Source organism: Aeromicrobium wangtongii (assembly GCF_024584515.1).
GTDB classification, from domain to species: Bacteria; Actinomycetota; Actinomycetes; order Propionibacteriales; family Nocardioidaceae; genus Aeromicrobium; species Aeromicrobium wangtongii.
This window is the reverse complement of sequence record NZ_CP102173.1, coordinates 3,447,348-3,471,038: the sequence shown is the minus strand read 5'-3', so window position 1 is coordinate 3,471,038 and position 23,691 is coordinate 3,447,348. Positions and strand designations below refer to the sequence as shown.

General features: G+C 70.3%; 26 protein-coding genes and 1 riboswitch. Of the genes, 20 read left to right on the top strand and 6 right to left on the bottom strand.

Annotated features, from left to right (window positions below; all coding sequences use genetic code 11):
- Positions 1-14 precede the first annotated feature (14 nt).
- Positions 15-124, top strand: a riboswitch (TPP riboswitch).
- From NQV15_RS17040 to NQV15_RS17000, 9 genes are all read left to right on the top strand, one after another.
- Positions 114-731, top strand: a complete 618-nt coding sequence (locus tag NQV15_RS17040; RefSeq protein WP_232403645.1) for an ECF transporter S component — start codon at positions 114-116, stop codon at positions 729-731. (Overlaps the previous riboswitch by 11 nt.)
- The gene (locus tag NQV15_RS17035; RefSeq protein ID WP_232403643.1) at positions 732-2,120 is read left to right on the top strand and encodes an ABC transporter ATP-binding protein; all 1,389 of its coding nucleotides are present in this window, start codon (positions 732-734) and stop codon (positions 2,118-2,120) included. It begins immediately after the preceding gene.
- On the top strand, positions 2,117-2,812 hold the full coding sequence (locus tag NQV15_RS17030; protein WP_232403642.1) for an energy-coupling factor transporter transmembrane component T: 696 nt from the start codon (positions 2,117-2,119) through the stop codon (positions 2,810-2,812). Before NQV15_RS17035 ends, NQV15_RS17030 begins: the two co-directional genes overlap by 4 nt.
- A gap of 87 nt (positions 2,813-2,899) precedes the next feature.
- On the top strand, positions 2,900-3,358 hold the full coding sequence (locus NQV15_RS17025) for a MaoC family dehydratase (protein ID WP_232403641.1): 459 nt from the start codon (positions 2,900-2,902) through the stop codon (positions 3,356-3,358).
- Between the two features lies 1 nt (position 3,359).
- Positions 3,360-4,580, top strand: coding sequence for an acyl-CoA dehydrogenase family protein (locus NQV15_RS17020; RefSeq protein WP_232403640.1), 1,221 nt, complete (start codon positions 3,360-3,362; stop codon positions 4,578-4,580).
- Positions 4,577-5,380: an SDR family oxidoreductase gene (locus tag NQV15_RS17015; protein WP_232403639.1), complete on the top strand. Its 804-nt coding sequence runs from the start codon at positions 4,577-4,579 to the stop codon at positions 5,378-5,380. The genes NQV15_RS17020 and NQV15_RS17015 overlap by 4 nt, the downstream gene beginning before the upstream one ends.
- Before the next feature lie 180 nt (positions 5,381-5,560).
- Positions 5,561-5,926, top strand: coding sequence for a hypothetical protein (locus NQV15_RS17010; RefSeq protein ID WP_232403638.1), 366 nt, complete (start codon positions 5,561-5,563; stop codon positions 5,924-5,926).
- Positions 5,923-6,690 carry a type I methionyl aminopeptidase gene (gene map, locus NQV15_RS17005; RefSeq protein ID WP_232403637.1) on the top strand — a complete coding sequence of 256 codons (768 nt, stop codon included), beginning with the start codon at positions 5,923-5,925 and terminating at the stop codon, positions 6,688-6,690. The genes NQV15_RS17010 and map overlap by 4 nt, the downstream gene beginning before the upstream one ends.
- A gap of 156 nt (positions 6,691-6,846) precedes the next feature.
- Positions 6,847-8,604, top strand: a complete 1,758-nt coding sequence (locus NQV15_RS17000) for a hypothetical protein (RefSeq protein WP_232403634.1) — start codon at positions 6,847-6,849, stop codon at positions 8,602-8,604.
- Positions 8,605-8,608: 4 nt separating this feature from the next.
- Here NQV15_RS17000 and NQV15_RS16995 read toward each other — a convergent pair whose 3' ends face one another.
- On the bottom strand, positions 8,609-10,018 hold the full coding sequence (locus NQV15_RS16995) for an amidase (protein ID WP_232403632.1): 1,410 nt from the start codon (positions 10,016-10,018) through the stop codon (positions 8,609-8,611).
- An 18-nt stretch (positions 10,019-10,036) separates the two neighbouring features.
- On the opposite strand from NQV15_RS16995, the gene NQV15_RS16990 reads away from it, so the two are divergent.
- The 5 genes from NQV15_RS16990 (at position 10,037) to NQV15_RS16970 (ending at position 15,102) form a co-directional block, all read left to right on the top strand.
- A complete protein-coding gene (locus NQV15_RS16990; protein WP_232403629.1) occupies positions 10,037-10,564 on the top strand; it encodes a 2'-5' RNA ligase family protein in 528 nt (175 codons plus the stop codon).
- Between the two features lie 9 nt (positions 10,565-10,573).
- Positions 10,574-11,467 (top strand): oxygen-dependent tRNA uridine(34) hydroxylase TrhO, encoded by an 894-nt coding sequence (gene trhO, locus NQV15_RS16985; protein ID WP_232403626.1) that lies wholly within the window; start codon positions 10,574-10,576, stop codon positions 11,465-11,467.
- 54 nt (positions 11,468-11,521) lie between these two features.
- Positions 11,522-12,100, top strand: a complete 579-nt coding sequence (locus NQV15_RS16980) for a TIGR03086 family metal-binding protein (RefSeq protein ID WP_232403624.1) — start codon at positions 11,522-11,524, stop codon at positions 12,098-12,100.
- A 158-nt stretch (positions 12,101-12,258) separates the two neighbouring features.
- Complete coding sequence (locus NQV15_RS16975) at positions 12,259-12,813, top strand: TetR/AcrR family transcriptional regulator (protein WP_232403623.1); 555 nt, start codon at positions 12,259-12,261, stop codon at positions 12,811-12,813.
- A 36-nt stretch (positions 12,814-12,849) separates the two neighbouring features.
- Entirely contained in the window at positions 12,850-15,102 is a 2,253-nt protein-coding gene (locus tag NQV15_RS16970) for an MMPL family transporter (RefSeq protein ID WP_232403620.1), read from the top strand.
- A gap of 91 nt (positions 15,103-15,193) precedes the next feature.
- Here the strand turns inward: NQV15_RS16970 and NQV15_RS16965 are convergent, their stop codons facing one another.
- On the bottom strand, positions 15,194-15,679 hold the full coding sequence (locus NQV15_RS16965; protein WP_232403619.1) for a hypothetical protein: 486 nt from the start codon (positions 15,677-15,679) through the stop codon (positions 15,194-15,196).
- Complete coding sequence (locus NQV15_RS16960) at positions 15,676-16,275, bottom strand: hypothetical protein (protein ID WP_232403616.1); 600 nt, start codon at positions 16,273-16,275, stop codon at positions 15,676-15,678. The genes NQV15_RS16965 and NQV15_RS16960 overlap by 4 nt, the downstream gene beginning before the upstream one ends.
- A 139-nt stretch (positions 16,276-16,414) precedes the next feature.
- Between NQV15_RS16960 and dnaK the strand changes: the two genes are divergently transcribed.
- From dnaK to NQV15_RS16930, 6 genes are all read left to right on the top strand, one after another.
- On the top strand, positions 16,415-18,262 hold the full coding sequence (dnaK, locus tag NQV15_RS16955) for a molecular chaperone DnaK (protein ID WP_232403614.1): 1,848 nt from the start codon (positions 16,415-16,417) through the stop codon (positions 18,260-18,262).
- Positions 18,259-18,888: a nucleotide exchange factor GrpE gene (gene grpE / locus NQV15_RS16950; protein WP_232403612.1), complete on the top strand. Its 630-nt coding sequence runs from the start codon at positions 18,259-18,261 to the stop codon at positions 18,886-18,888. The genes dnaK and grpE overlap by 4 nt, the downstream gene beginning before the upstream one ends.
- A 26-nt stretch (positions 18,889-18,914) precedes the next feature.
- Entirely contained in the window at positions 18,915-20,054 is a 1,140-nt protein-coding gene (dnaJ, locus tag NQV15_RS16945; RefSeq protein ID WP_232403610.1) for a molecular chaperone DnaJ, read from the top strand.
- Complete coding sequence (locus NQV15_RS16940) at positions 20,054-20,464, top strand: heat shock protein transcriptional repressor HspR (protein WP_232403778.1); 411 nt, start codon at positions 20,054-20,056, stop codon at positions 20,462-20,464. Before dnaJ ends, NQV15_RS16940 begins: the two co-directional genes overlap by 1 nt.
- Positions 20,465-20,558: 94 nt before the next feature.
- Complete coding sequence (locus NQV15_RS16935; protein ID WP_232403608.1) at positions 20,559-21,545, top strand: SPFH domain-containing protein; 987 nt, start codon at positions 20,559-20,561, stop codon at positions 21,543-21,545.
- Entirely contained in the window at positions 21,542-22,432 is an 891-nt protein-coding gene (locus NQV15_RS16930; protein WP_232403606.1) for an NAD(+)/NADH kinase, read from the top strand. Before NQV15_RS16935 ends, NQV15_RS16930 begins: the two co-directional genes overlap by 4 nt.
- A gap of 7 nt (positions 22,433-22,439) precedes the next feature.
- On the opposite strand, the gene NQV15_RS16925 is transcribed toward NQV15_RS16930, so the two are convergent.
- The 3 genes from NQV15_RS16925 to NQV15_RS16915 are packed head-to-tail and all read right to left on the bottom strand — an operon-like array spanning position 22,440 to position 23,673.
- Positions 22,440-22,859: an RNA-binding protein gene (locus tag NQV15_RS16925; protein ID WP_232403604.1), complete on the bottom strand. Its 420-nt coding sequence runs from the start codon at positions 22,857-22,859 to the stop codon at positions 22,440-22,442.
- Entirely contained in the window at positions 22,856-23,281 is a 426-nt protein-coding gene (locus NQV15_RS16920; RefSeq protein WP_232403602.1) for a hypothetical protein, read from the bottom strand. The genes NQV15_RS16925 and NQV15_RS16920 overlap by 4 nt, the downstream gene beginning before the upstream one ends.
- Positions 23,278-23,673: a hypothetical protein gene (locus tag NQV15_RS16915; RefSeq protein ID WP_232403600.1), complete on the bottom strand. Its 396-nt coding sequence runs from the start codon at positions 23,671-23,673 to the stop codon at positions 23,278-23,280. The genes NQV15_RS16920 and NQV15_RS16915 overlap by 4 nt, the downstream gene beginning before the upstream one ends.
- Between the last annotated feature and the right edge of the window lie 18 nt (positions 23,674-23,691).

Genomic DNA, 23,691 nt, shown 5'->3' with positions numbered 1-23,691 from the left:
GGGGTAGAGTCGAGATCACACGACAGGGGAGCGCCACGCAGAGGGCGCTGAGAGTGCGGATCCGCCGCAGACCCTTGAACCTGCACCGGTTAGTACCGGCGAAGGGAGTCACGATGAGTTCTGCATCCACGTCCAGATCCGGGTTCGACATCCGATATCGGACGATCGACCTGGTCACCGTCGCCACCTTGGGGGTCGCCTTCGGCGTCATCTTCTGGGGCTGGAACAAGGCCTATGAGCCGCTCAGCGACCTGGCCGTCTTCGGCTACCCGCCCAGCTCCGCGCTGCTCGCGGGTGTCTGGCTGACGGCCGGCGTCGTCGGCGGCCTGGTGGTCCGCAAGCCCGGGGCCGCGTTCGCGACCGAGCTGATCGCTGCGGCGGTCTCGACCGTCGTGATCGGCGGCAGCCAATGGGGATTCAGCACCCTGGCCTCCGGCTTCTGGCAGGGCATCGGCGCCGAGCTGGTGTTCCTGCTGTTCTTCTACCGCCGGTTCGGCTTGGTCGTGGCGGCGCTGGCCGGCGCCGTCGCGGCCGGCTTCGAGGCCGTCTACGAGTGGTCGTCCTACTACCCCGACTGGGACTGGCCGTACAAGCTGGCCCACCTCGGCTTCTTCGCCGCGTCGGGCATCGTCATCGCCGGAGCCGGCGGCTACGCGCTGGTCCGGGCCCTCGCGCGGACCGGTGTGCTGGACGCCTTCGGGGCCGGGCGCGAGCAGGCCGTCGAGGTCTAGGTGCGCGGTGACGTCCGGTTCGACGGCTTCACGTGGCGGCCGCTGGGCCGGCGTGAGGCCGTCGTGGCCGGTCTCGACCTGACGATCGGTGCCGGCGAGCGCGTGCTGCTCGTCGGCCCGAGCGGCTCGGGCAAGTCCACGATGCTCCTGGCGCTGGCCGGCGCGCTGGGCACCACGATCGCCGGTGAGCTGACCGGCTCCGCGACGGTCGACGGCCGCATCGGCCTGCTCCTGCAGAATCCTGCCGATGCGGTCGTCGCCGAGCACATCGGTCGCGATGTCGCCTTCGGCCTGGAGAACCTGCGGGTCGGGCGCGACGAGATCTGGCGCCGGGTCGACGACGCGCTGGAGGCCGTCGGTCTCGGCCAGGGCCGCGGGCACCCCACGGGCGCCTTGTCCGGCGGTGAGCAGCAGCGGCTCGCGCTGGCCGGGGTGCTGGCCCTCCAGCCGGATGTCATGCTGCTGGACGAGCCCACCGCGATGCTCGACGCCGCGACGGCGGCCACCGTCCGCGACGCCATCGTGTCGGCGTCCCGCGGCCGCACCATGGTCGTGGTCGAGCACCGCATCGGGCCGTGGCTCGAGCACGTCGACCGGGTGATCGTGCTGTCCGCGGACGGCAGGGTCGTGGCCGACGGCGACGTGGCGTCGTTCGTGGCCGGCTCCCCGCCGCCCGGGGTGTGGGCGCCCGGCATGACCGTGCCTGTTCCTCTCGCCGTCCCGGCCACGCTGGTGGCGCCGGTGGGGCCCACCCCCGAGATCGTGCTCGAGGACGTCGCGGTCGATCTCGTGCTGCGGACGCTGCGCGGCGTCCGGCGCACCCGTGCGCTGCAGGGTCTGGACGCGACCGTCCTGCCCGGACACGTCTCGGCATTCACCGGCCCCAGCGGCGCCGGCAAGTCCACCGCCGTCGGGGTGGTCGCCGGGCTGATCAAGATCAGTGAGGGATCGGTGACTCCGGACCTGCGGTCCATGAGGTCGCGCGCGCTGGCGGCGATCGCCGGATGGGTGCCGCAGAACCCCGAGCACGGCTTCTTGACCCGCACCGTCGCCGACGAGGTCGCGCACACGTCCCGCCGTCTCGGCCGGGAGGCGGACGTCGCCGCCATCCTGGACGTCTTCGGCCTGGGCCGCTTCGCCCCGAGCAATCCTTATCGGTTGTCGGGCGGGGAGCAGCGCAGGCTCGCGATCGCGGCGGGCCTGGCGCACCGTCCCGGGCTCGTCCTGCTCGACGAGCCGACCGTCGGGCAGGATCCGTCGACGTGGGCGGCCGTCGCCGGCTGGATCGAGGCCTCGCGGGACGCCGGCGCCACCGTCGTGGTGTCGACCCACGACGCCGACCTGCGTCGCGACGCCGACATCGTCCTGGCCGAGGGGGCGCTGCGATGAGATCGCTCGTGCTCCGGCTCAACCCCTTGGTGCTGTTCGCATTCGGGCTGTTCTCGTTGATCGGCTCGTTGTTCGTCCGCGACCTCACGACCGCCGCGTGGGCGGTCGGGGCCTATGCGGCCGCGGCGCTCCTGTTCCTCCCGTCGTGGCGCTATCCGGTGGTGTGCCTGCTGCTGTCGGCGGTCGCGGCGGCCACGATCGTGTACTCGACGTGGCGCCTGGGCGGCCGCGACGAGCAGGAGGCGCTCACCGCCGGCCTGCGGATCCTGGTGCTGGCGTGGCCGGGATCGGTCATGCTCGGCTACCTCGACCCGGCCCGGCTGGGTGACTACCTGGCCCAGTCGCTGCGGCTGCCGGCGCGGATGGTCGCGGCGTTCTCGGCGGCCCTGCAGCGCTTCCTCGGCTTCCACCTGGCCTGGCAGCAGCTCGACCGGGTGCGACGGGCGCGCGGCTTCGGAGCCGGCCGCAATCCGTTCGCGAACGGGCCGTACGTCGCCGACATGTCCTTCGCGCTGCTGGTGCAGGCGCTGCGCGGCGCCTCGGCGTCCTCGATCGCGATGGACGCCCGCGGTTTCGCCACCGCCCACGACCGCACCTGGGCGGAGCCGGCGACATGGAGCGGGCTGGACCGCGCGGCGATCGCACTGGCCGCGCTGCTCGGCGCGGTCCCGGTGGTCGTCCACCTGGTGTGACCTCTGGCGCACTGCGCCGCTGACGGCTATCGTGCGGGACTAAGCAAGCGCTTACCTGCAAGCGCATCCGTTCAGTGGAGGTTCCGCATGACCCGCGTGTTCGACAGTCTCGATGCCTTCAAGGCCGCCGTCGGAGAGGAGCTCGGCACCAGTGACTGGATCACGGTGACCCAGGAGCAGATCAACACCTTCGCTGACGCGACCGGCGACCACCAGTGGATCCACGTCGATCCCGAGCGCGCCGCGTCCGGCCCGTTCGGCGGCACCATCGCCCACGGCTACCTGACCCTGTCGCTGCTGCCGGTGTTCGCAGAGAAGATCTACTCCATCGAGGGCCTGGCCTTCGGCATGAACTACGGCGCCAACAAGGTGCGCTTCCCGTCCCCGGTCCCCGTCGACTCGCGGCTGCGCGCCACCGCGACGCTGCTGGAGACCAAGGACATCGCGATCGGCACCCAGCTGGTCATCAACTTCGTCGTCGAGCGCGAGGGTGCGGACAAGCCGGTCTGCATCGCCGAGGTCGTCTACGTCATGGCAGGAGCCTGAGATGCATTTCGGATTCGACGACAAGACCACTGAGCTGATCGAGCGCGTCAGCGCCTTCATGGACGCCGAGGTCTACCCGGCCGAGTCGATCCTCAAGGAGCAGATCGAGGACAACGTCGCCAACGATCGCTGGACGTTCCCGCCGATCGTCATGGAGCTGCGGGCCAAGGCCAAGGCGCAGGGGCTGTGGAACTTCTTCGACCCCAGCGAGCACGGTGCCGGCCTCACGAACCTGCAGTACGCACCGATCGCCGAGCTCACCGGCCGCAGCATCCAGATGGCACCGGCCGTCTTCAACTGCGCCGCGCCCGACACCGGCAACATGGAGGTGCTGAGCATGTTCGGCACCGACGAGCAGAAGAAGCAGTGGCTCGAGCCGCTGCTCGCCGGCGACATCCGCTCGGCCTTCGCGATGACCGAGCCGCAGGTCGCGTCCTCGGACGCCACCAACATCGAGCTGAGCATCGTCCGTGACGGCGACGACTACGTCATCAACGGCCGCAAGTGGTGGATCACCGGCGCGATGAATCCCGACTGCAAGATCTTCATCGTGATGGGCAAGACGAACCCGGACGCGGACCGGCACCGCCAGCAGTCGATGATCCTGGTCGAGCGGGACACCCCCGGCATGGAGATCGTCCGCGGCATGCACGTGTTCGGCTATCACGACCGCGATCACGGCGGTCACGCCGAGATGCGGTTCACCGACGTCCGGGTGCCGGCCACCAACCTGATCGCCGGGGAGGGCGAGGGATTCGCGATCGCGCAGGCGCGCCTCGGACCGGGACGCATCCACCACTGCATGCGCTCGCTGGGCATCGCGGAGCGCGCGATCGAGATGATGAGCAAGCGCGCGTCCGAGCGGGTCGCCTTCGGCAAGCCGATCGCCGACCAGGGCGTCGTGCGTGACTGGATCGCCGAGTCCCGCGTCAAGGTCGAGCAGCTGCGCCTGCTGACGCTCAAGGCGGCCTGGCTGATGGACACGGCGGGCAACAAGGCCGCGCACACCGAGATCCAGGCCATCAAGATCGCGACACCCCAGACCGTCGAGTGGATCCTCGACAAGGCCATCCAGGTGCACGGCGCCGGCGGGCTCTCGCAGGACTTCCCGCTCGCGGAGTGGTTCGCCGGGATGCGCACGCTGCGCTTCGCAGACGGCCCCGACGAGGTGCACAAGAACGCCCTCGCGCGCGCCGAGCTGCGCAAGTGGAACAGGAGATGATCGATCTGGCGAGCGCATCGGCGGTCGTGACCGGGGCTGCCAGCGGGATCGGCGAGGGCATCGCGCAGCGCCTGCTCGAGCGTGGGGCATCGGTCGTCCTGGGTGACCTGGACGCCGAGCGCCTCGCGGCGACGGCTGCGCGGCTCGAGCAGGACCACGCGGGCCGCGTCGCCCATGTCGCCGGCGATGCCGCCGATGCCGAGCACATCGCGGCGCTGATCGCCGCCGCCGGGGACGTGGATCTCTACGTCGCGAACGCAGGGGTGTTCCGGGGCTTCGGCCTGGAGGCGGCGGAGTCGGAGTGGGCACTGGGCTGGGACGTCAACGTCATGGGCCAGGTGCGCGCCGCGCAGGCGCTCGTCCCCGGCTGGGTCGAGCGCGGGTCCGGCTGCTTCGTCAGCACGGCTTCCGCCGCCGGCCTGCTGACCCAGTTGGGCTCGCCGACGTACTCGGTCACCAAGCACGCTGCTGTCGGCTTCGCCGAGTGGCTGGCCGCGACGTACGGTGACCAGGGCGTGCAGGTCTGCTGCCTGTGCCCCATGGGCGTGCGGACCGACATGATGCGCGAGGGGGAGACCAGCGAGGACGCGACCGGGCGTCTGGCGATGAAGTCGGTCGTCACCGCCGGCGCGACGCTGACCCCGCTGGACGTCGCCGACGTCCTGCTGGAAGCCGTCGAGGCGGGGGCGTTCTTCGCCCTGCCTCATCCGGAGGTGGGCACGATGTACGCCCGCAAGGCCGCCGACACCGATCACTGGATCTCCGGCATGCAGCGATTCCGGTCGAGTCTGGAGCAGTGAGCGTTGCCTCCACGATGCTCGCCCTGACCGGCCTGTCCGCCTGCGCCCGAGATCGTCAAGCAGGACGAGTCGAAGAGCTCATGCGCGTGAGACCGCCCACCTGCTGACCACGGCCACCTCGGGGCCCGGCGGGGTCTCCCGCGTACGCTGGCGGAAGAATCCGACGAGAGGTCATCGCACGTGCTGGGCATCAAGATCATGAGCGTCGCGGGAGCCGTCGTGCTGCTCGCCTATGTGATCGGCGGCATCGCCGACGCCGATCTCGGATCGAACGCCGCCCTGGTGCGCGTGCTGGTGGTCGTCGCCGCCGTGGTCGTGGCGATCGTGACCTTCCAGGCCTTCTCGCACCACGCCACGCCCCACACCATCAGCGCGATGGTCGTCGGCCTGCTCGGCGGCGCCTCGCTGGCGTCCACCGTCACCACGGCCAAGGGACATGATCTCTACGGCAGCGAGCCGATGGCGCTGGTCGGGACGGTCGCAGTCATCGCCGCCGTGACGATCGCCCAGATCGGCCAGACCCGAACGAAGGAGAACGCTCGATGATCGAGCTCCTGACCCCCACGCAGCTCGACGAGATGCGTCCCGCCGGACGCTTCGTGGCCTCGGTGCTGACGGCCCTGTCCGAGGCCGCCGACGTGGGTGTCGACCTGCTCGAGCTGGACGCGCTGGCGCACGACATGATCCGCAAGGAGGGTGCCGAGTCCTGCTACATCGACTACCACCCGTCCTTCGGCGCGATGCCGTTCGGCAAGGTGCTGTGCACCTCGGTCAACGATGCCGTCCTGCACGGGCTGCCGCACAAGTACAAGCTGCGTGACGGCGACCTGCTGAGCCTGGACTTCGCGGTGTCGGTCAACAACTGGGTCTGCGACTCGGCGGTCAGCGTCATCGTCGGCACCCCCCGCGAGGAGGACGTCCGCCTGATCGAGCACGCGCAGGAGGCCCTCGACGCGGCCATCGCGGTGGCTCGTCCGGGCAACCGCATCGGTGACATCTCCGCGGCCATCGGTGCCGTCGGCCGGGCGCACGGGCTCAAGATCAACACCCAGTTCGGCGGCCACGGTGTCGGCCGGACGATGCACGGCGATCCCCACGTGCCCAATGACGGACGGGCCGGCCGCGGCCTGCCCCTCAAGCCGGGCCTCGTCATCGCCATCGAGCCGTGGTTCCTGCAGACCACCGACGAGATCCGCATGGACGAGGACGGCTGGACGATCCGCAGCGCCGACGGCTCGCGTGGCGCGCACGTCGAGCACACGATCGCGATCACCGAGGGTGATCCGATCGTGATGACCGCCCGGGACTGACGCCCGCGGCGGGTCAGTTCCGCCGTAGCACCAAGAGGTCCTTGATCAAATAGGACCAAAGTCCCCTCGCGAGCACTGCCGGCGCCCTACGCTGTGCATTCCTCCGAACCGACGCACGCTGTGTCGGGCCGGTCCTGCCGCGAGAGAGATGGACGTATGAGCATCTACCGCTGGGCGTCCGTGCTCACCGCAAGCCTGCTGGTGACGGCGGTTGCCGCCACCGATCCGGCGCGGGCGGCCACCGGGCCGACCACGCTGGCCGTCGACGGCACCGTGCGGGTCGTCGTGATCGACCGCTTCGGCGATCACGCGCACGCCGACCACCTCTACTCGGTGGAGACCGATGACGGGGCGATGATCCCGGTCGATCTGCACGGCCAGGCCGCGGCGAACTCCCGGTTCCGCGGGGAGCTCGTGGTGGAGGGCGATGTCGCGGCCGACCTCCGGGCCCGCGGGGTGATGCCACGCGCCGGCAGCACGATCCGCGAGGACACCCGTGCGGGCCGTGTCGCCATCGCCTCCGCCGAGGACGAGAGCACACCGCTGCGGGTCGCCGCGTCCAGCGTCACCGCCCGGGCGGCTGCTGCCGCTGTGCCGACGGAGCACCGGGTGTACCTCGCGGTGATGAACGGCCGCGGGACGTTGGAGGAGTCGCAGGAACAGATCCAGGCGGTCGTCGGTTCGATCACGGACTACTGGACCGCTGAGTCGGGTGGGCTCATCGCGTCCTTCCCGATCGTGTCGACCAAGACGTTCACGACGTCCGTCGCCGGATCCACCGAGGTGAGCTGCGGCATGGCCACGGACCCCCGGTTCGTCTGGGACGAGGCCGCGCGACTGTTTCCCGGAGTGCCCTTCGCGCAGAGCTCCCGGAACCACCTGGTCGTGGCCATGGCCGACGAGTGCTCCGGCAGCGGAGTCGTCGGCGTCGCGGAGATCGGGACCGATCTGTCCAGCGGCGGACGGATGAGCCTGAGCCTGGGCTCGATCGCCCAGCAGGTCGGCATCCACGAGATGGGCCACACCTTCGGGCTCGGCCATGCGAACGTGCAGCGCTGCGCGGCCTGCGCGGTGGACGAGTACGAGGACCTGTTCAGCCCGATGGGCCTGGCGGTGACGGCGGACTTCCCGCTCGAGCCGCCGGCGCTGGACACCGCCTTCCGCCGGAAGCTGGGCGTGGCGGGCGCCGCCGAGGTTGCCCAGGTCAGCGCCACGAACGGCCCGGCGACTCGCGCGGTGCACGTCGATCCCCGGGGTGGCTTGACCGGAGTCCGCGGCGTGGAGATCGTCGATCCCTTGTCCGGCACGCGCTACCACGTCGAGCACCGCTCGGGCACCGCGCGGGACGCCGGAACCCTCTACAGCTACGGGGCGAACATCGGCACCGGGCTGGTCTACCGGCCCGGCGTCACGGTCACCACGGCCGGGACGCTCGACTCGATCACGTTGTTGACGCCGACGCCGGCTGCCGCCTCGTTCGGGGTCGGCCAGAGCTTCGTGAGCCCCAGCGGCTCGGTGCGGTTCCTGGTCGCGGCTGCGGGCGGCGGCGGTGCCGACCTCACCGTCACGTTCGGGCCCTCCGCCCCCGCGCCGCCCGCGCCCGCGCCGCCCGCGCCCGCGCCACCGGCGCCGGTGCCGGGTCGTCTCGCGGCGAAGACCCCCAAGATCACCGGCACCGCCAAGGTCGGAAAGACGCTGAAGGTCAAGGTCGGCTCCTGGTCGCCGAAGCCGTCGTTCAGCTATCAGTGGTACGCCGGCGGCAAGAAGATCACCTCCAAGGGCACCAAGGCGTCGCTCAAGCTCACTGCGCGTCAGAAGGGCAAGAAGATCACGGTTCGCGTGACCGCCCGCAAGACCGGCTACACGACGGTCAGCAAGACGTCCAAGGCGACCAAGAAGGTCGCCCGGAAGTAGCGCGTCAGAAGCCCGGCGGACGCCGTGCGTGCCAGGGGGCGGCCGCCTCGACCTGGGCGCACAGGCTGAACAGCAGTCCGTCCTGCGCGGGGTGGGTCGCCAGCATGACGCCGATCGGCAGGCCGTCGGCCGACCAGTGCAGCGGAAGGCTCGCCGCCGGCTGGCCGCTCATGTTGTTCAGGCCCGTGTACGGCGTGTAGAGCAGCTCGCGATGGTGGTCCTGGGCCGGATCGCCGGACTCGTTGAACCACTCGACCGGTTGCGGCGGCAGGGCGAGGGTCGGGGTGAGGAAGGCGTCGAACTCCCGCAGCCCGGTGATGACGTCACGCGTGGTCGCCTCCAGGAACTGCATCGCGCGCGCGAGGTCGACGGCCGAGGCGCGCCCGCCGCGCTCCCGCCAGTAGCGGGTGTTGGCGCGCAGCAGCGGCTCGGCCGCGGGCGGGATGGGCGCTCCCGCGATGCCGCTGGACCAGATGACGTTGAACTGCGGCTCCAGGGCCTGCGGAAAGGGGTTGGCGATGTCGACGACCTCGTGGCCGAGGGACTCCAGCAGACGGCTCGCCTCCTCCCACGCCGCCACGGCGTCCGCTCCCGGGTCGATCCCCTCCAGGTGGGTGCCCGACCAGCGGGCGATGCGCAGACGTCCCGGATCGCGGCGCACTCGTTCGGCGAACGGGACGTCCGGATCGGGCAGGGGACGCAGGTCCCCGGGCATCGCGTGCGCCATGACGTCCAGCAGTGCGGCGGCATCGCGGACCGTGCGGGCCAGGGGTCCGTCCACCGCGAGCCCGCTCCAGTCCGAACCGGTCGGGCCTACGCTGACCCGGCCGCGACTGGGCTTGAAGCCGAAGATGCCGCACGAGCTGGCCGGGATGCGGATCGACCCGCCGCCGTCGCTGCCCTGGGCCAGTGGCACCAGGCCGGCCGAGACGGCTGCGGCAGCACCCCCGCTCGACCCGCCGGCGTTGCGGGCCAGGTCCCACGGCGTGCGGGCCGGGCCGACCAGGTCGTTGTCCGTGTAGGAGGACAGGCCGAACTCCGGGGTGTTGGTCTTGCCCAGGCTGATGAAGCCGGCCCGTCGCAGGAGGTCCACGACGTGCGCATCCACGTCGGGGACGAAGCCGCGCATCGCCGCGGAGCCCATCGACGTCGGCACCCCCGCGGTCGGCGTGAGGTCCTTGATGGCGGTCGGCACACCTGCGAACGCGGGGGCCCGGCCTGCCAGGATCGAGGCGTCCGCCGCTCGCGCCGCCACCAGCGCCTGCTCTGCCGTCACGGTGACGAAGGCCCCGAGGGCCTTGCCGTACCGGTCGATCCGGTCGAGGTGGTGCTGCACCAGCTCGACGGCGCTGACCTGTCGGCGGTGCAGGAGATCGGCCTGGTCGGTCGCGTCCATCTCGTGCAGCTCGGTCATGTGGACGACGATAGACCGATGGTGCAGTCAGTCGAGCTCGTCCTGGACGCCGGGCTCGACCAGCTCGTCCGGGAGGAGTGGGCCCTGCTGCTCGCCGCGCGCCTGCCGAGCCAGGCCCGGCACACGGGGGAGTCGAACGCCCCGCACGTGACCCTCGGCCTCGCGAGCGTGGTGACACCCGCCGCGGAGGAGGCGCTGCGATCGGTGCCTGGTCCGGCGGGCATGACCGTGCGCCTCGGCGGGTGGCTGGTCTTCAGCGGTCGCCGCCACGTGCTCGCCCGTGCGGTCGTGCCGTCCGCCGACCTGCTCTCCCTCCACGCGCAGGTCACCACCGCGATGGACGGCCTGCCGGACCAGCCGTCCACGACGACCCCCGGCCGGTGGACGCCGCATGTGACGCTCGCGCGCCGGCTCACCACCGATCAGCTGGCCCGGGCGCTGGACCGCCTGGTCGGCCGGCCGCGGCAGCCCGAGGGAACGGTCGCGGGCCTGCGTCGCTGGGACGGTGAGGCGCGCGTGGCATGGGGCATCGGGGCCACCTCCTAGAATCAGCGGGTGGCCACCCCCAAAGTTCTCCTGTTCTACGGCTTCGCGCCGCTCGCCGATCCGGACGCGATCAGGCTGTGGCAGCGCACGCTGTGCGAGTCCCTCGGCATCCGCGGGCGCATCATCGTGTCCAAGGACGGCATCAACGCGACCCTGGGCGGCGACGTCGTGCAGCTCAAGAAGTACATCAAGGGCACCCGGGCGTACGCGCCGTTCAAGGACATCGACTTCAAGTGGAGCGAGGGTCGCGCCCAGCCGGACGGCACCAGCGCCGACTTCCCCCGGCTCAGCGTCCGGGTGCGGGAGGAGCTCGTGACGTTCGGGGCTCCGGACGAGCTCGAGGTCGACGAGAACGGGGTCGTCGACGGCGGCACCCACCTGTCGCCCGCCGATCTGCACGCCCTGGTGGAGAGCAAGGACGTGGTGTTCTTCGACGGCCGCAACAAGATCGAGTCCGACATCGGTCACTTCGCCGGCGCGGTCCGGCCCGAGGTCGAGACGACGCGCGAGTTCATCGAGGTGCTCGACAGCGGTGTCTACGACCACCTCAAGGACAAGCCGGTCGTCACCTACTGCACCGGCGGCATCCGCTGCGAGGTGCTGACCCCGCTGATGAAGAAGCGCGGGTTCCGCGAGGTCTACCAGCTCGACGGCGGGATCGCGACGTACGGAGAGGCCTACGGCGACGACGGCCTGTGGCAGGGATCGCTGTACGTCTTCGACGACCGGATCTCGATGGACTTCTCCGACCACGCGGCACTCGTCGGTGCGTGCGATCTGTGCGGACAGGCGACCAATGACGTCGCGGACTGCGGCGACGTGTCGTGCGTCCGGCAGATGGTGCGATGCGCGTCATGCCTGGGCGGGCACACGATGTGCGACCAGCACGCGCTCACCGCCTGAGCGAAGGGCTCAGCCGCCGCGATTGACCCTGCAATGACGGGGTACCCGGCGATCGTGAGCACGAGGGAAGAATCATCGTCGGACACCCCCGCGGACGCCCATCGCCGCGCCGCCGCAGCGTTCGGGGACCGGGTGGACGGGACGCGAGACTGGGACGCCCCGGCGCCTGTCGAGGGGTGGACCGCGCGGGACGTCGTCGGACACCTGGTCGAGTGGTTGCCCGGCTTCCTGGCGGGAGGAGGGGTCGATCTGCCGCCCGGACCCTCGGTCGCGGGCGATCCCGTCGCGGCCTGGCATCACCACGTGGGCGCGGTGCAGGACCTGCTCGAGTCGCCGCGCGCCGGCGAGGAGTTCGTCCACCCGCACGCCGGGACCCGCGTCCTCGGAGAGGTCATCGACAGCTTCTACGTCTCGGACGTCTTCATGCACACCTGGGACCTCGCCAGGGCGACCGGTCAGGACGACACCCTGGACCCGGCCCGCTGTGAGGAGCTCCTGGCCGGGATGACCCCGATCGAGGACCTGCTGCGGAGCTCGGGTCAGTACGGCCCGGCGGTGCCGGTCGCGTCCGACGCCCCGGTCCAGGACCGGCTCATCGCATTCATCGGCCGCGACCCGCACTGGACCCCCTGAGGCCGTCGAAGCGCTGCATGGGCCGAGGCTGGCGATCCGCCCGGACACTCGCGGCCGCCGTGTGACGGACGTCATCGGCTCGTTTCTTGGGTGACGGGGCCTCGGTCCGTAGCATCGAAACGAAACTGTTTCGTATCGCTGGGGGTCGGATGAGCCGCTTGACCGAGGATCGTCTGCTCGAGCTCTACACCGGCACCCTGGAGCTGGTCGCCGAACGGGGCTACGAGAAGCTCACGATGGATCAGATCGCCGAGGCCACCAAGTCCAGCAAGGCGACCCTCTACCGCCAGTGGGGCAGCAAGTCAGCCCTCGTGGTCGAGGCTTTGCAGTGCGTCGGCGAGACCGAGCAGCAGACACCCGACACCGGCTCCCTGCGGGGTGACCTGATGGCGATGGTCGACCGCGCCGAGGAGCAGGACCACGACTCCGACCTGCTCGCGGCCATCATGCACGCGGTGCGTCAGGACGCCGAGCTCGCCGCCGCGGTGCGCGAGCAGATCCTGGAGCCGGGTCGCGAGACCATCCGCGCGGTGGTCCAGCGGGCGGTGGCACGGGGCGAGATCGCGGCGGACTGCGCCGGACTGGCCTTCGTCGACTACGTGTTCATCGCCCCGATCGTGCTGCACCACCTGTTCGAGGGCGATGAGCCGTCACCGGACTTCCTGCGCCGCTACGTCGACGGCGCACTCCTGCCGGCCCTCGGCATCCACTGATTTCTGCACCATCCCTACTCGAGGAAAGTACACCTAATGGCTTGGCACCTCTACCGGCTCGGGCGCTGGTCGTTCCGGCACCGCCGCATCGTCATCTCCTTCTGGATCGGCCTGCTGCTCCTGATGGGCGTCGGCGCCAGCACCCTGTCGGGCAAGACGTCCGACCAGTTCACGCTGCCGGGCATCGAGTCGATCGAGGCATTCGACCTGATGAAGGAGCGCACGCCCGACGCAGCCCCTGACGGGGCGACCGCCCGCATCGTGTTCCAGGCCCCCGAGGGCGAGAAGCTCACGGACCCCGAGAACGCCGCCGCCGTCAAGGAGGCGCTGGCCGCCGTCGACTCCAAGAACGTCATGACGCCGCCCGAGGCGCGCGTCCTGGCCGCGACGTCCGAGGATGGCCGCACCGGCTACGCCTCGATCCAGTACGCGAAGCAGTCGATCGAGCTCACCGACGCCGACCGGGAGGCCCTCGAGACGGCGCCCGAGGTGGCGCAGGACGCCGGGCTCACCGTCGCGATCGGCGGCGACGCGCTGCAGGAGATCCCCGCGCAGGGCCTCACCGAGCTCATCGGTGTCGGTCTGGCCGTGATCGTCCTGCTGATCACGTTCGGCTCGCTGCTGATGGCCGGCATGCCCCTGCTCACGGCCATCATCGGCGTCGGCATCGGCGTCGCTGGCATCACGACGCTGACCGGGTTCATCGACCTCGGCTCGTCCACCCCGACCCTGGCTCTCATGCTCGGCCTCGCGGTCGGCATCGACTACGCCCTGTTCATCGCCTCCCGCTACCGCCACGAGATCCACGTCGGTCGCAGCCAGGAGGAGGCCGCCGGTCGTGCGGTCGGCACCGCCGGTTCCGCGGTCGTCTTTGCCGGTCTGACCGTCGTCATCGCGCTGGCCGGACTGTCGATCGTCAACATCAACTTCCTGACCCAGATGGGCCTGGCCGCCTCCGCCACCGTCGCGGTCGCCGTGCTCATCGCGCTGACGCTCCTGCCGGCCCTGTTCGGCGCGGCCGGCGGCAAGATCGGCTGGGGCAAGATCCCGTTCATCAAGGCTCCGGACCCCGAGGACGAGACCGTCAAGAACACGATGGGTCGCCGCTGGGCCGACCTCATCACCAAGCACCGCATCAAGACCCTCGTCGGTGGCCTGGTCGTCGCCGGTGTCGTCGCGATCCCGGTCGCGTCGATGCAGCTGGCCCTGCCCGACGACGGGACGGCGCCGGACGGCACCGGACCCCGTGTGGCGTACGACCTGATCGCCGACAACTTCGGCGCCGGCACGAACGGGCCGCTGCTGGTTGTCGTGGACACCAAGGGCGCGGACGATCCGGAGGCTGCGGTCTCGGCCACGGTCAAGAAGGTCGAGTCAGTCAAGAAGGACGTCGCCGCGGTCCTCTCGCCGGTGCCGGCGAAGGACGCTGCTCCCGCGGAGGCCGAGGCGTTCGAGGGCCAGCTCGAGGCGACGGACTACGCGATCATCACCCTCGTGCCCAAGAGCGGCCCGTCGGACGCCGACACCCAGACACTGGTCGAGGACCTGCGCGACGAGGTCTCCGGCGTCGAGGCCGACACCGGCGCGACCGTGTACGTGACCGGCCAGACGGCCGTGGGCGTCGACATCAGCGAGAAGCTCGCCGATGCCTTCCCGAAGTACCTGGTGGTCGTGGTCGGCCTCGCGTTCATCCTGCTGCTGATCGTGTTCCGCTCGATTCTGGTGCCCCTCAAGGCCGTTGCCGGATTCCTGCTGTCGGTCGGTGTCTCGCTGGGTGCGACAGTCGCGGTCTTCCAGTGGGGCTGGTTCGCCGACCTGATCGGTGTCGACAAGTCCGGCCCCGTGCTGTTCATGCTGCCGCTGCTGCTGACCGGCATCCTGTTCGGCCTGGCGATGGACTACGAGGTGTTCCTGGTGTCCCGCATGCGCGAGGAGTTCGTCCACGGCCGTCCCGCCAAGGAGTCGGTGGTCTTCGGCTTCCAGTACGGTGCGCGGGTCGTGACGGCGGCCGCGGCGATCATGGTCGGCGTCTTCGGCAGCTTCGCGCTGGGTGACGAGGTCATCATCAAGTCGATCGGCTTCGGCCTCGCGGTGGGTGTCCTCGCCGACGCCTTCCTGGTCCGCATGACGATCGTCCCGGCGTTCATGGCGTTGATGGGCGACCGCATGTGGTGGCTGCCCAAGTGGCTCGACAAGGCCATGCCGAACCTGGACATCGAGGGCGAGTCGCTCGTCCGCCGGGTCGAGGAGCGGGACGCCGCGGAGCGGGAGACCGTCCCGGTCGCCTGACGACGCAACCACCACGGGGACGTCATCCCACACGTGGCGCACAGCGCCCGAGCGGGATGACGTCCCCGTTGCCGTCGGCCCTCCGGGGAGCTCAGTCCTCGGTGTACTCGGCGAGATCGCCCTGCGACTCGCGGATGTAGGTCCGCTGCATCTTGACGTCGAGCTCGGCCACCATGTGCGCGATGATCGCGGCGACGAAGTCGTTCGCCCGCGCCCGCAGCCGGGGTGTGACGTCTGGCTGGACGTCCGCGAGAGCGACCGGCAGGGTCAGGTCGGAGTCGGAGCGGGTGACGACGAACGCCGGGTCCTGCCCGCCGTCCGCGACCGGCCACACGGCGACCCGCATGTCCTCGCTGACGCCTGGGTGGTCACGTGCGGTCGCGGTGACGTGCGTCGTGATGCAGCCGGACTCCGGCATCAGCAGCCCTTCGGGTGCCACGTGGGAGCCGTCGTCAGCGGTGTCCACGGCGATGTCCGCCAGGTGGGCGATCTCCCGCGACACCTGCCGGTCGGTCGTCTCCCACAGCACGCCCAGGATCGTGCGCGCGAGATCGTCCGTGCTGACAGGGCGGTTCACGACCATGTCCACGTCGTCAGGACCGAGCCCGCGATCTTGTCGCGCTCGTCCTGCGGCACGGTGTCGCTGAACGAGAAGGTCACGACGTACGAGACGCCGTCGTGGATCGCGTTGTACTGCTCGGTGAGGTAGGTGCCAGCCTGCTGGATGTGCTTGGCCGAGATGTGGATCGCCTCGTCGCCGGCGATCTCCGTGCGGTCCTGGATCGTGACGTCCTGGGAGCCGGCCACGGTCAGCTCGTTGAACAGTGCCTGCTCGAGCGGGTCGAGATCGGTGATCGGTGCGGGGTCGAGGCGGATGACGTTGATGTTGTCGGCGAATCCGTCGGCGTCGGTCAGGTTGGCCGCGAACGAGTCGGTCTGCTCGGTGCCCGGCACCTTCTGCTCGGGAGTGGCCCAGCCCTCCGGCACGGAGTAGGAGTAGCCCTTGCCGCCGATCTTCGAGCCGCTCGCCGCGTCTGCGTCGTCGCTCTTGCTGGCGCCGGACGAGTTCTTCGGACCGCTCTCGAGGGTGTCGTCGTCGCTGCCGCCGCAGCCTGCGAGGGCGAGGGTGGAGATGAGGGCCAGTGCCGCTGCGCGGTGGGTCAGGGTTCGCATCGAAGAAAACTATCCCGAGGGCCTGGATGGGGAATGACAGGGGCCCCGGCAGGGTTGATAACATCAGACTCAAGTCAGTTGACACACATTCTTGAGGTCTCTTCAATCTCAGCAGAGTTCAACCCACGCAGGAGGAAACATGGCAAGAGCGGTCGGAATTGACCTTGGAACGACGAACTCGGTCGTCGCGGTGCTCGAGGGTGGCGAGCCCACCGTCATCGCGAACGCCGAGGGTGCCCGCACGACCCCGTCGGTCGTCGCATTCGCCAAGGACGGCGAGGTGCTCGCCGGCGAGGTTGCCAAGCGTCAGGGCGTGACCAACGTCGATCGCACGATCCGTTCGGTCAAGCGTCACATCGGCACCGACTGGTCGGTCGACATCGACGGCAAGAAGTTCACCCCGCAGCAGATCTCGGCGTTCATCCTGCAGAAGCTGAAGCGGGATGCCGAGGCCTACCTGGGCGAGCCGGTCACCGACGCGGTCATCACCGTGCCGGCGTACTTCAACGACCACCAGCGTCAGGCGACCAAGGAGGCCGGCGAGATCGCAGGCCTCAACGTCAGCCGCATCATCAACGAGCCGACCGCGGCCGCGCTGGCCTACGGCCTGGACAAGGCCGACGACCAGACGATCCTCGTGTTCGACCTCGGCGGCGGCACGTTCGACGTGTCCCTGCTGGAGATCGGTGACGGTGTCATCGAGGTCAAGGCCACCAGCGGCGACAACCACCTCGGTGGTGACGACTGGGACCAGAAGATCGTCGACTGGCTGGTCAACCGCTTCAAGAGCAGCACCGGCGTCGACCTGACCAAGGACAAGATGGCCATGCCCCGCATCCGCGAGGCCGCCGAGCGCGCCAAGATCGAGCTGTCCAGCTCGTCGAGCACCTCGATCAACCTGCCCTACATCACGGTCCAGGACGGCAACCCGGTCTTCCTCGACGAGACGCTGACCCGCGCCGAGTTCGAGAAGATCACCTCCGACCTGCTCGAGCGCACCAAGGCTCCGTTCCACAACGTCATCAAGGACGCCGGCATCAAGGTCAGCGACATCGACCACGTCGTCCTGGTGGGCGGTTCGACCCGTATGCCGGCCGTCAGCGAGGTCGTCAAGGGCCTGACCGGCGGCAAGGAGCCCAACAAGGGCGTCAACCCGGACGAGGTCGTCGCCCTCGGCGCCAGCCTGCAGGCCGGCGTCCTGAAGGGTGAGGTCAAGGACGTGCTCCTGCTCGACGTCACCCCCCTGAGCCTCGGCATCGAGACCAAGGGCGGCGTCATGACCAAGCTCATCGAGCGCAACACCACGATCCCGACCAAGCGGTCCGAGGTCTTCACGACGGCCGACGACAACCAGCCGTCCGTGGCGATCCAGGTCTACCAGGGCGAGCGCGAGATGGCGGCGGGCAACCAGCTGCTGGCCACGTTCGAGCTGACCGGCCTCCCGCCGGCCCCGCGTGGCGTGCCGCAGATCGAGGTCACCTTCGACATCGACGCCAACGGCATCGTCAACGTGTCCGCCAAGGACCGTGGCACGGGCAAGGAGCAGTCGATGACGATCACCGGCGGCTCCGCGCTGAGCAAGGACGACATCGACAAGATGGTCCGCGACGCCGAGCAGTACGCCGAGGAGGACCGCAAGCGCCGCGAGCAGATCGAGACCCGCAACCAGGCCGAGTCCCTCGCGCACTCCACCGAGAAGTTCCTGGCGGAGAACGGCGACAAGGTCGGCGACGAGGTCAAGGCCGAGGTGCAGGGCGATCTGGACGCGCTGAACGAGGCGCTCAAGGGTGAGGACGCGGACGCCGTCCAGGCTGCCGTGACCAAGCTCGGTGAGTCCAGCTCCAAGATGGGCGAGGCGATGTACGCCGCCGCCGCTGCCGAGGCCCAGGCCGCCGGCGCGGACGCCCCGGGCGCGGCCCCGGCCGATGACGACGATGACGTCGTCGAGGCCGAGATCGTCGACGACGAGACGGAGAACGGCAAGTGACCCAGCCCGACGAGGGCTTGGCCACCGAGCAGGAGTCGACGCCGGCTGAGGAAACTCAGCCGGCGGAGGCTCCCGCCGAGCCCCAGGAGCCGGCTGCAGAGGAGTCGGAGGTCGACAGGCTCACCCGTGAGCTGTCCGAGCGCACGCTCGACCTGCAGCGCCTGCAGGCGGAGTACGTCAACTACAAGCGCCGCGTCGATCGCGACCGCGAGCTGGTTCGCAGCCAGGCAGAGGCCGCAGTCCTGCAGTCGCTGCTGACCGTGCTGGACGACATCGCCCGGGCCGACGAGCACGGCGAGCTCACGGGCGGTTTCAAGGCCGTGGCGGACTCGCTGCACCAAGCCGTCGCCAAGCACAAGCTGGAGGCGTTCGGCGTCAAGGGCGAGCCCTTCGACCCGGCGATGCACGAAGCGGTGTTCCATGCGGGCGAGTCGGCCGAGGTCACCACGACCACGATCGACACCGTGATGCGGACGGGTTACCGTCACGGCGACCGCGTCCTGCGGGCCGCCACGGTGGGAGTCGTCGATCCGGCGGCCGCTGCCGAGCCGCAGACCAACGGCACCGAGGGGTCCAGCGACTCGGAACCGACAAGTGAGTCGTCGCCCACGTCGGGCGACGAATAGACACACGGAGAGGGGGGTGGTGACGCATGGCAGCAACTGATTGGGCGACCAAGGACTTCTACAAGGTCCTCGGCGTCAAGAAGGACGCAAGTCAGGACCAGATCAAGAAGGCGTACCGGAAACTGGCACGGGAGAACCACCCCGACTCCAATCCTGGCAACCAGGCCGCCGAGGAGCGCTTCAAGGAGATCTCCGAGGCGTACGCCGTGCTCTCCTCGCCGGAGAAGCGCAAGGAGTACGACGAGCAGCGCAGCATGTTCGGGCAGTTCCGTGGCGCTCCCGGCGGATTCGGGGGCGGCGGCGGGTTCCGCACGCCCGGCGGCGGCTCGCAGGCCGACTTCGACGTGTCCGACCTGCTCGGCGGCCTCTTCGGAGGCCGCGGGCGGGGACGGCAGCGTCCGCAGGCCCGCAAGGGTGACGATCTCGAGACCGAGGCCACCATCACCTTCGAGCAGGCCGTGGAGGGAGCCACCCTCCCGCTGCGGATGACCAGCGACGAGCCGTGCACGACCTGCCACGGCACGGGCGCCCGCCCGGGCACGACGCCCAAGGTGTGCCCCAAGTGCGAGGGCAGCGGCATGATCACCGGTGCCGCCGGTGGCCTGTTCGCGATGACCGAGCCGTGCGACCTGTGCCGTGGCCGGGGGCTCATCGTGGAGAATCCCTGCGAGACGTGCCACGGCACCGGACGCGCCCCGTCGAGCCGCACGCTCACCGTCAAGGTGCCGGCCGGCGTCAAGGACGGCCAGCGCATCCGGCTCAAGGGCAAGGGCGGCAAGGGCGAGAACGGCGGCCCGAACGGCGACCTGTTCCTGCTCGTCCACGTCGAGCCGCACCGCCTGTTCGGTCGCAAGGGCGATCACCTGACCATCACGGTCCCGGTGACCTTCGACGAGGCCGCCCTCGGTGCGCAGATCCAGGTGCCGACCCTCGACGGTCCGCCGGTGCGCATCAAGATGCCGGCCGGCACGCCGAACGGCCGCACGTTCCGGGCCAGCGGCAAGGGTGCCGCGACCAAGGCCGGTGGGCGGGGCGACCTGCTCGTGACCGTCGAGGTGCAGGTGCCCGCCGAGCTGTCCGAGGCCGAGCGCGCCGCGATCGAGGCCTTCCGTGAGGCGCGGGGCACCTCCTCACCGCGTGACGGGATGTTCGAGGCGGTGTCGTGATGGCCGATCGGTCGTCGAAGCCGGAGCAGGACGGCGCGAGGTTCCAACCGCCCGGCCCCGATGCGAAGGTGTTCGTCATCAGCGTCGCCGCGGAGCTGTCGGGGCTGCACCCGCAGACACTGCGCACGTACGACCGGCTGGGCCTGGTGGCGCCGGGACGTACGGGCGGCGGCGGGCGCCGGTACTCGCTGCGCGACATCGAGCTGCTGCGCACCGTCGCCCGGCTGACCGCCGAGGGCCTCGGCCTGGAAGGCGTCAAGCGCGTCATCGAGCTGGAGAACCAGGTCATGGCCCTGCAGGCCAAGGTCGCCGAGCTCCAGGCCGAGCTGGCCCAGTCGCGGCAGGTGCAGAACCTGCCCGCCCGGGTCACCGACAACCAGGTCGTCATCTGGCGCAAGGTGCGCCGCTGACCCGTCGCTGCGGACGCCCCCACGGATCCACCACAATGTGGTGACGCATCCACCGGGGAGGGACTGCATGGCCGACATCTCGAGGCGCCCGTTCGTGAACCACCTGAGGTCGGACCCGACCTCCTTCGTCCTCCAGCTCAGGGCCGGCAAGGTCAAGCGTTCCGGGGCCGGGGTGTCGTTCTGGTTCCGGCCGAGCACGGCGGCGCTGGCCGAGGTGCCCCTGGACGACCGGGAGCAGGCGCTGATGTTCCAGGCCCGTACCGCGGACTTCCAGCTCGTCACGGTCCAGGCGACCGTGACCTACCGGGTGTCCGATCCGGCCGTGGCCGCGACCCGCATCGATTTCGGCATCGATCCGCGCACCGGCGACTGGAACGCCCGTCCCCTCGAGCGGCTGGGCGGACTGCTGACCGAGCTGGCGCAGCAGCCGGCCCTGGAGTACCTGGCCGGTGTCTCGCTGGGCGACGCCCTGGCCCACGGCATCGGTCCGGTGCGTCAGCGGGTGGCCGAGCAGCTCGCCGGCGACCAGCGCCTCGTCGAGCGGGGCCTGTCGGTCACCGACGTCCGCGTCGTGGCGATCCGCGCGGAGGCCGATCTCGAGCGCGCCCTCCAGACCCCCACGCGCGAGCGCGTCCAGCAGGAGGCCGACCGGGCGACGTTCGAACGACGCGCCGTTGCGGTCGAGAACGAGCGAGCCATCGCCGAGAACGAGCTGCAGAACCAGATCGAGCTCGCCCGCCGCGAGGAGGAGCTGGTGGTCCAGCGCGGTCAGAACGAGCGCAAGCGGGCCAGCGAGCAGGCCGAGGCCGACAAGATCGCCACCACGGCCAAGGCCGAGCGGCAGGGCCTGATGGCGAAGGCCGATGCCGACCGGACCCGCGAGCTGGGCGACGCCGACGCGACGGCTGAGGCAGCGAAGTTCGCCGCGTACACCGAGGTGGACCAGAGCAAGCTGCTGGCGCTCGCGCTGCGTGAGCTGGCCGCGAACGTTCCGCCCATCACGCACCTGAGCCTGACCCCCGAGCTGCTGGGGCCGCTGCTGGACCGGCTCGGCGACGGACGGGAGACGGTGTCGGAGTGAGCCTGCGGCCCCGCGCGGTCGTGGTGCACCGGCGCTCGGAGTACGACGACCTCATCGGCCGGCACGGCACGCACGGGCAGGCCGAGTTCTACCTGGCGCAGCGCGGGCGCGACATCGCCGAGGTGCAGCAGCGTCATTACGCGCTGGCGGCCGCGATGAGCCAGGTGTCGGCCGGGCTGCCGCTGCAGTGGCGCCGCGTGGAGGTCGAGCGGGACGAGCTCGACCGATTCGTGTTCGGGCCGGAGGACGTCGTGATCGCGGTCGGCCAGGACGGCCTGGTGGCCAATGTGGCCAAGTACCTGACCGGCCAGCCCGTCGTCGGGGTCAACCCGGAGCCGCAGTGGAACCCCGGGATCCTGGCGCCCCACGCGCCGGACGCGGTGACCGGGGTCCTGTCGTCGCTCGCCCGCGGCGCCGCGTCGACCGAGGACCGCACGATGGTCGAGGCCGTGACCGACGACGGGCAGGAGCTGCGGGCGCTCAACGAGCTGTTCATCGGGCATCCGACCCATCAGTCCGCGCGGTACGTCATCCAGGCCGAGGGTCGCGAGGAGCGGCACTCGTCCTCCGGCATCCTTGCCGGCACCGGGACCGGCGCCACGGGATGGTTGCGTTCGAGCTGGCAGGAGCGGCGCAGCGAGCTCGCCCTCCCGCAGCCGACCTCGCCCGAGCTGTGCTGGTTCGTGCGCGAGGCCTGGCCATCACCGGCGACGGGCGCGACGTTCACCGAGGGGATCGTGCCCGACGCGGGCTCGCTGGTCGTCGCCGTCGAGTCCGACCGCCTGGTGTGCTTCGGCGACGGCATCGAGGCGGACTCGATGTCACTGTCCTGGGGGCAGCGCCTGACGGTTCGCCGGTCCTCGTACCGGCTCCGCCTCGTGCGCTAGGCCCCGCTCAGTCCGTCGGGGGCGTGCCGCTGCCGGGCTGCGGCCCGTAGCGCTTCTCCAGCGCGATGCGGGTGGTGGGCTTGCCGCCGAAGGCATCGAGTCGCACCACGGACCCGTTCTGCTGCGCCTCCACGAGGATGCCTGCGCCGGGACGTCCTTGCCACAGCTTGGCGTAGATGGTGTCCAGCACGAGTTGGGCGTCGGCGTCGGAGCTGAGCGTGATGGTGGCGATGTAGGAATGTTCCGGCCAGGCGTCGTTGTAGCTGAGGTCTGCACGCTCCACCCCGGGCAGTGCCGCGACCTGCGAGATCAACTTGTGGTCGGGAACGGGGGTGTAGTCGGGGCGCTCGGGACCATCCGATGCGCCGGCACCGCAGCCGGAGATCAGCCAGGTGACGGCGACGACAACGAGCAGCAGGCGGCTCATCCGTCCCCCGGAGGGGTGCCGTCGCCGGGCTGCGGCCCGTAGCGCTTCTTCAGCGCCGCTCGGCTCGACGGCTGTCCGCCGAAGGCATCGAGTCGCACCACCTGACCGCCTTGCTGCGCCTCGAGGGTGATGTCGGCCCCCAGACGTCCCTGCCACAGCTTCGCGTAGACCGTGTCGAGGACGAGCTGGGCGTCCGCGTTGGGACTGAGGGTGATGGTGGCGAGGTAGGAGTGCGCCGGCCAGGTGTCGTTGTACGAGAGGTCGGCGCGTTCGACGCCGGGTAGCGCCCTGATCGCGGAGAAGAGCGTCTCATCGGGCACGGGGGTGTAGTCGGCCCTCTTCTGTCCGTCTGATCCGTCGGTCTGGCAACCACCGAGGGTCAGCACTGCGCCGAGCAGCAGGACGACGGCGCGCCACCTCATGGGCTGCCTGGTGGTGTGCCGCTGCCGGGCTGCGGGCCGTACCGCTTCTCGAGCTCGGCGGGGCCGCCGGACCGCGGCAGAGCCTCCAGTCGTACCTCTCGATTCGCCTGGTAGCCGACGACGTTGATGCCCGCGTCGAACCTGCCCTGTCGCAGCACGGCGTAGACGGTGTCGAGGACCTGCTGGGCGTCGGCGTCCGGGCTGATGTCGACCTCGCCCAGGTAGGTGTGCTCGGGCCAGGTGTCGTTGAACGAGACGTCGGCCCGCTTCACCCCGGGCAGTGCCGCGACCTGTGAGAACAGGGTGTCGTCGGGCACCGGTGTGTACTCGGCCTTCTTGGGTCCGTCCGACTCGCCCGCCCGGCAGCCGGCGAGCGCCAGGACGATACCCAAGAACAGGACGGTCCAACC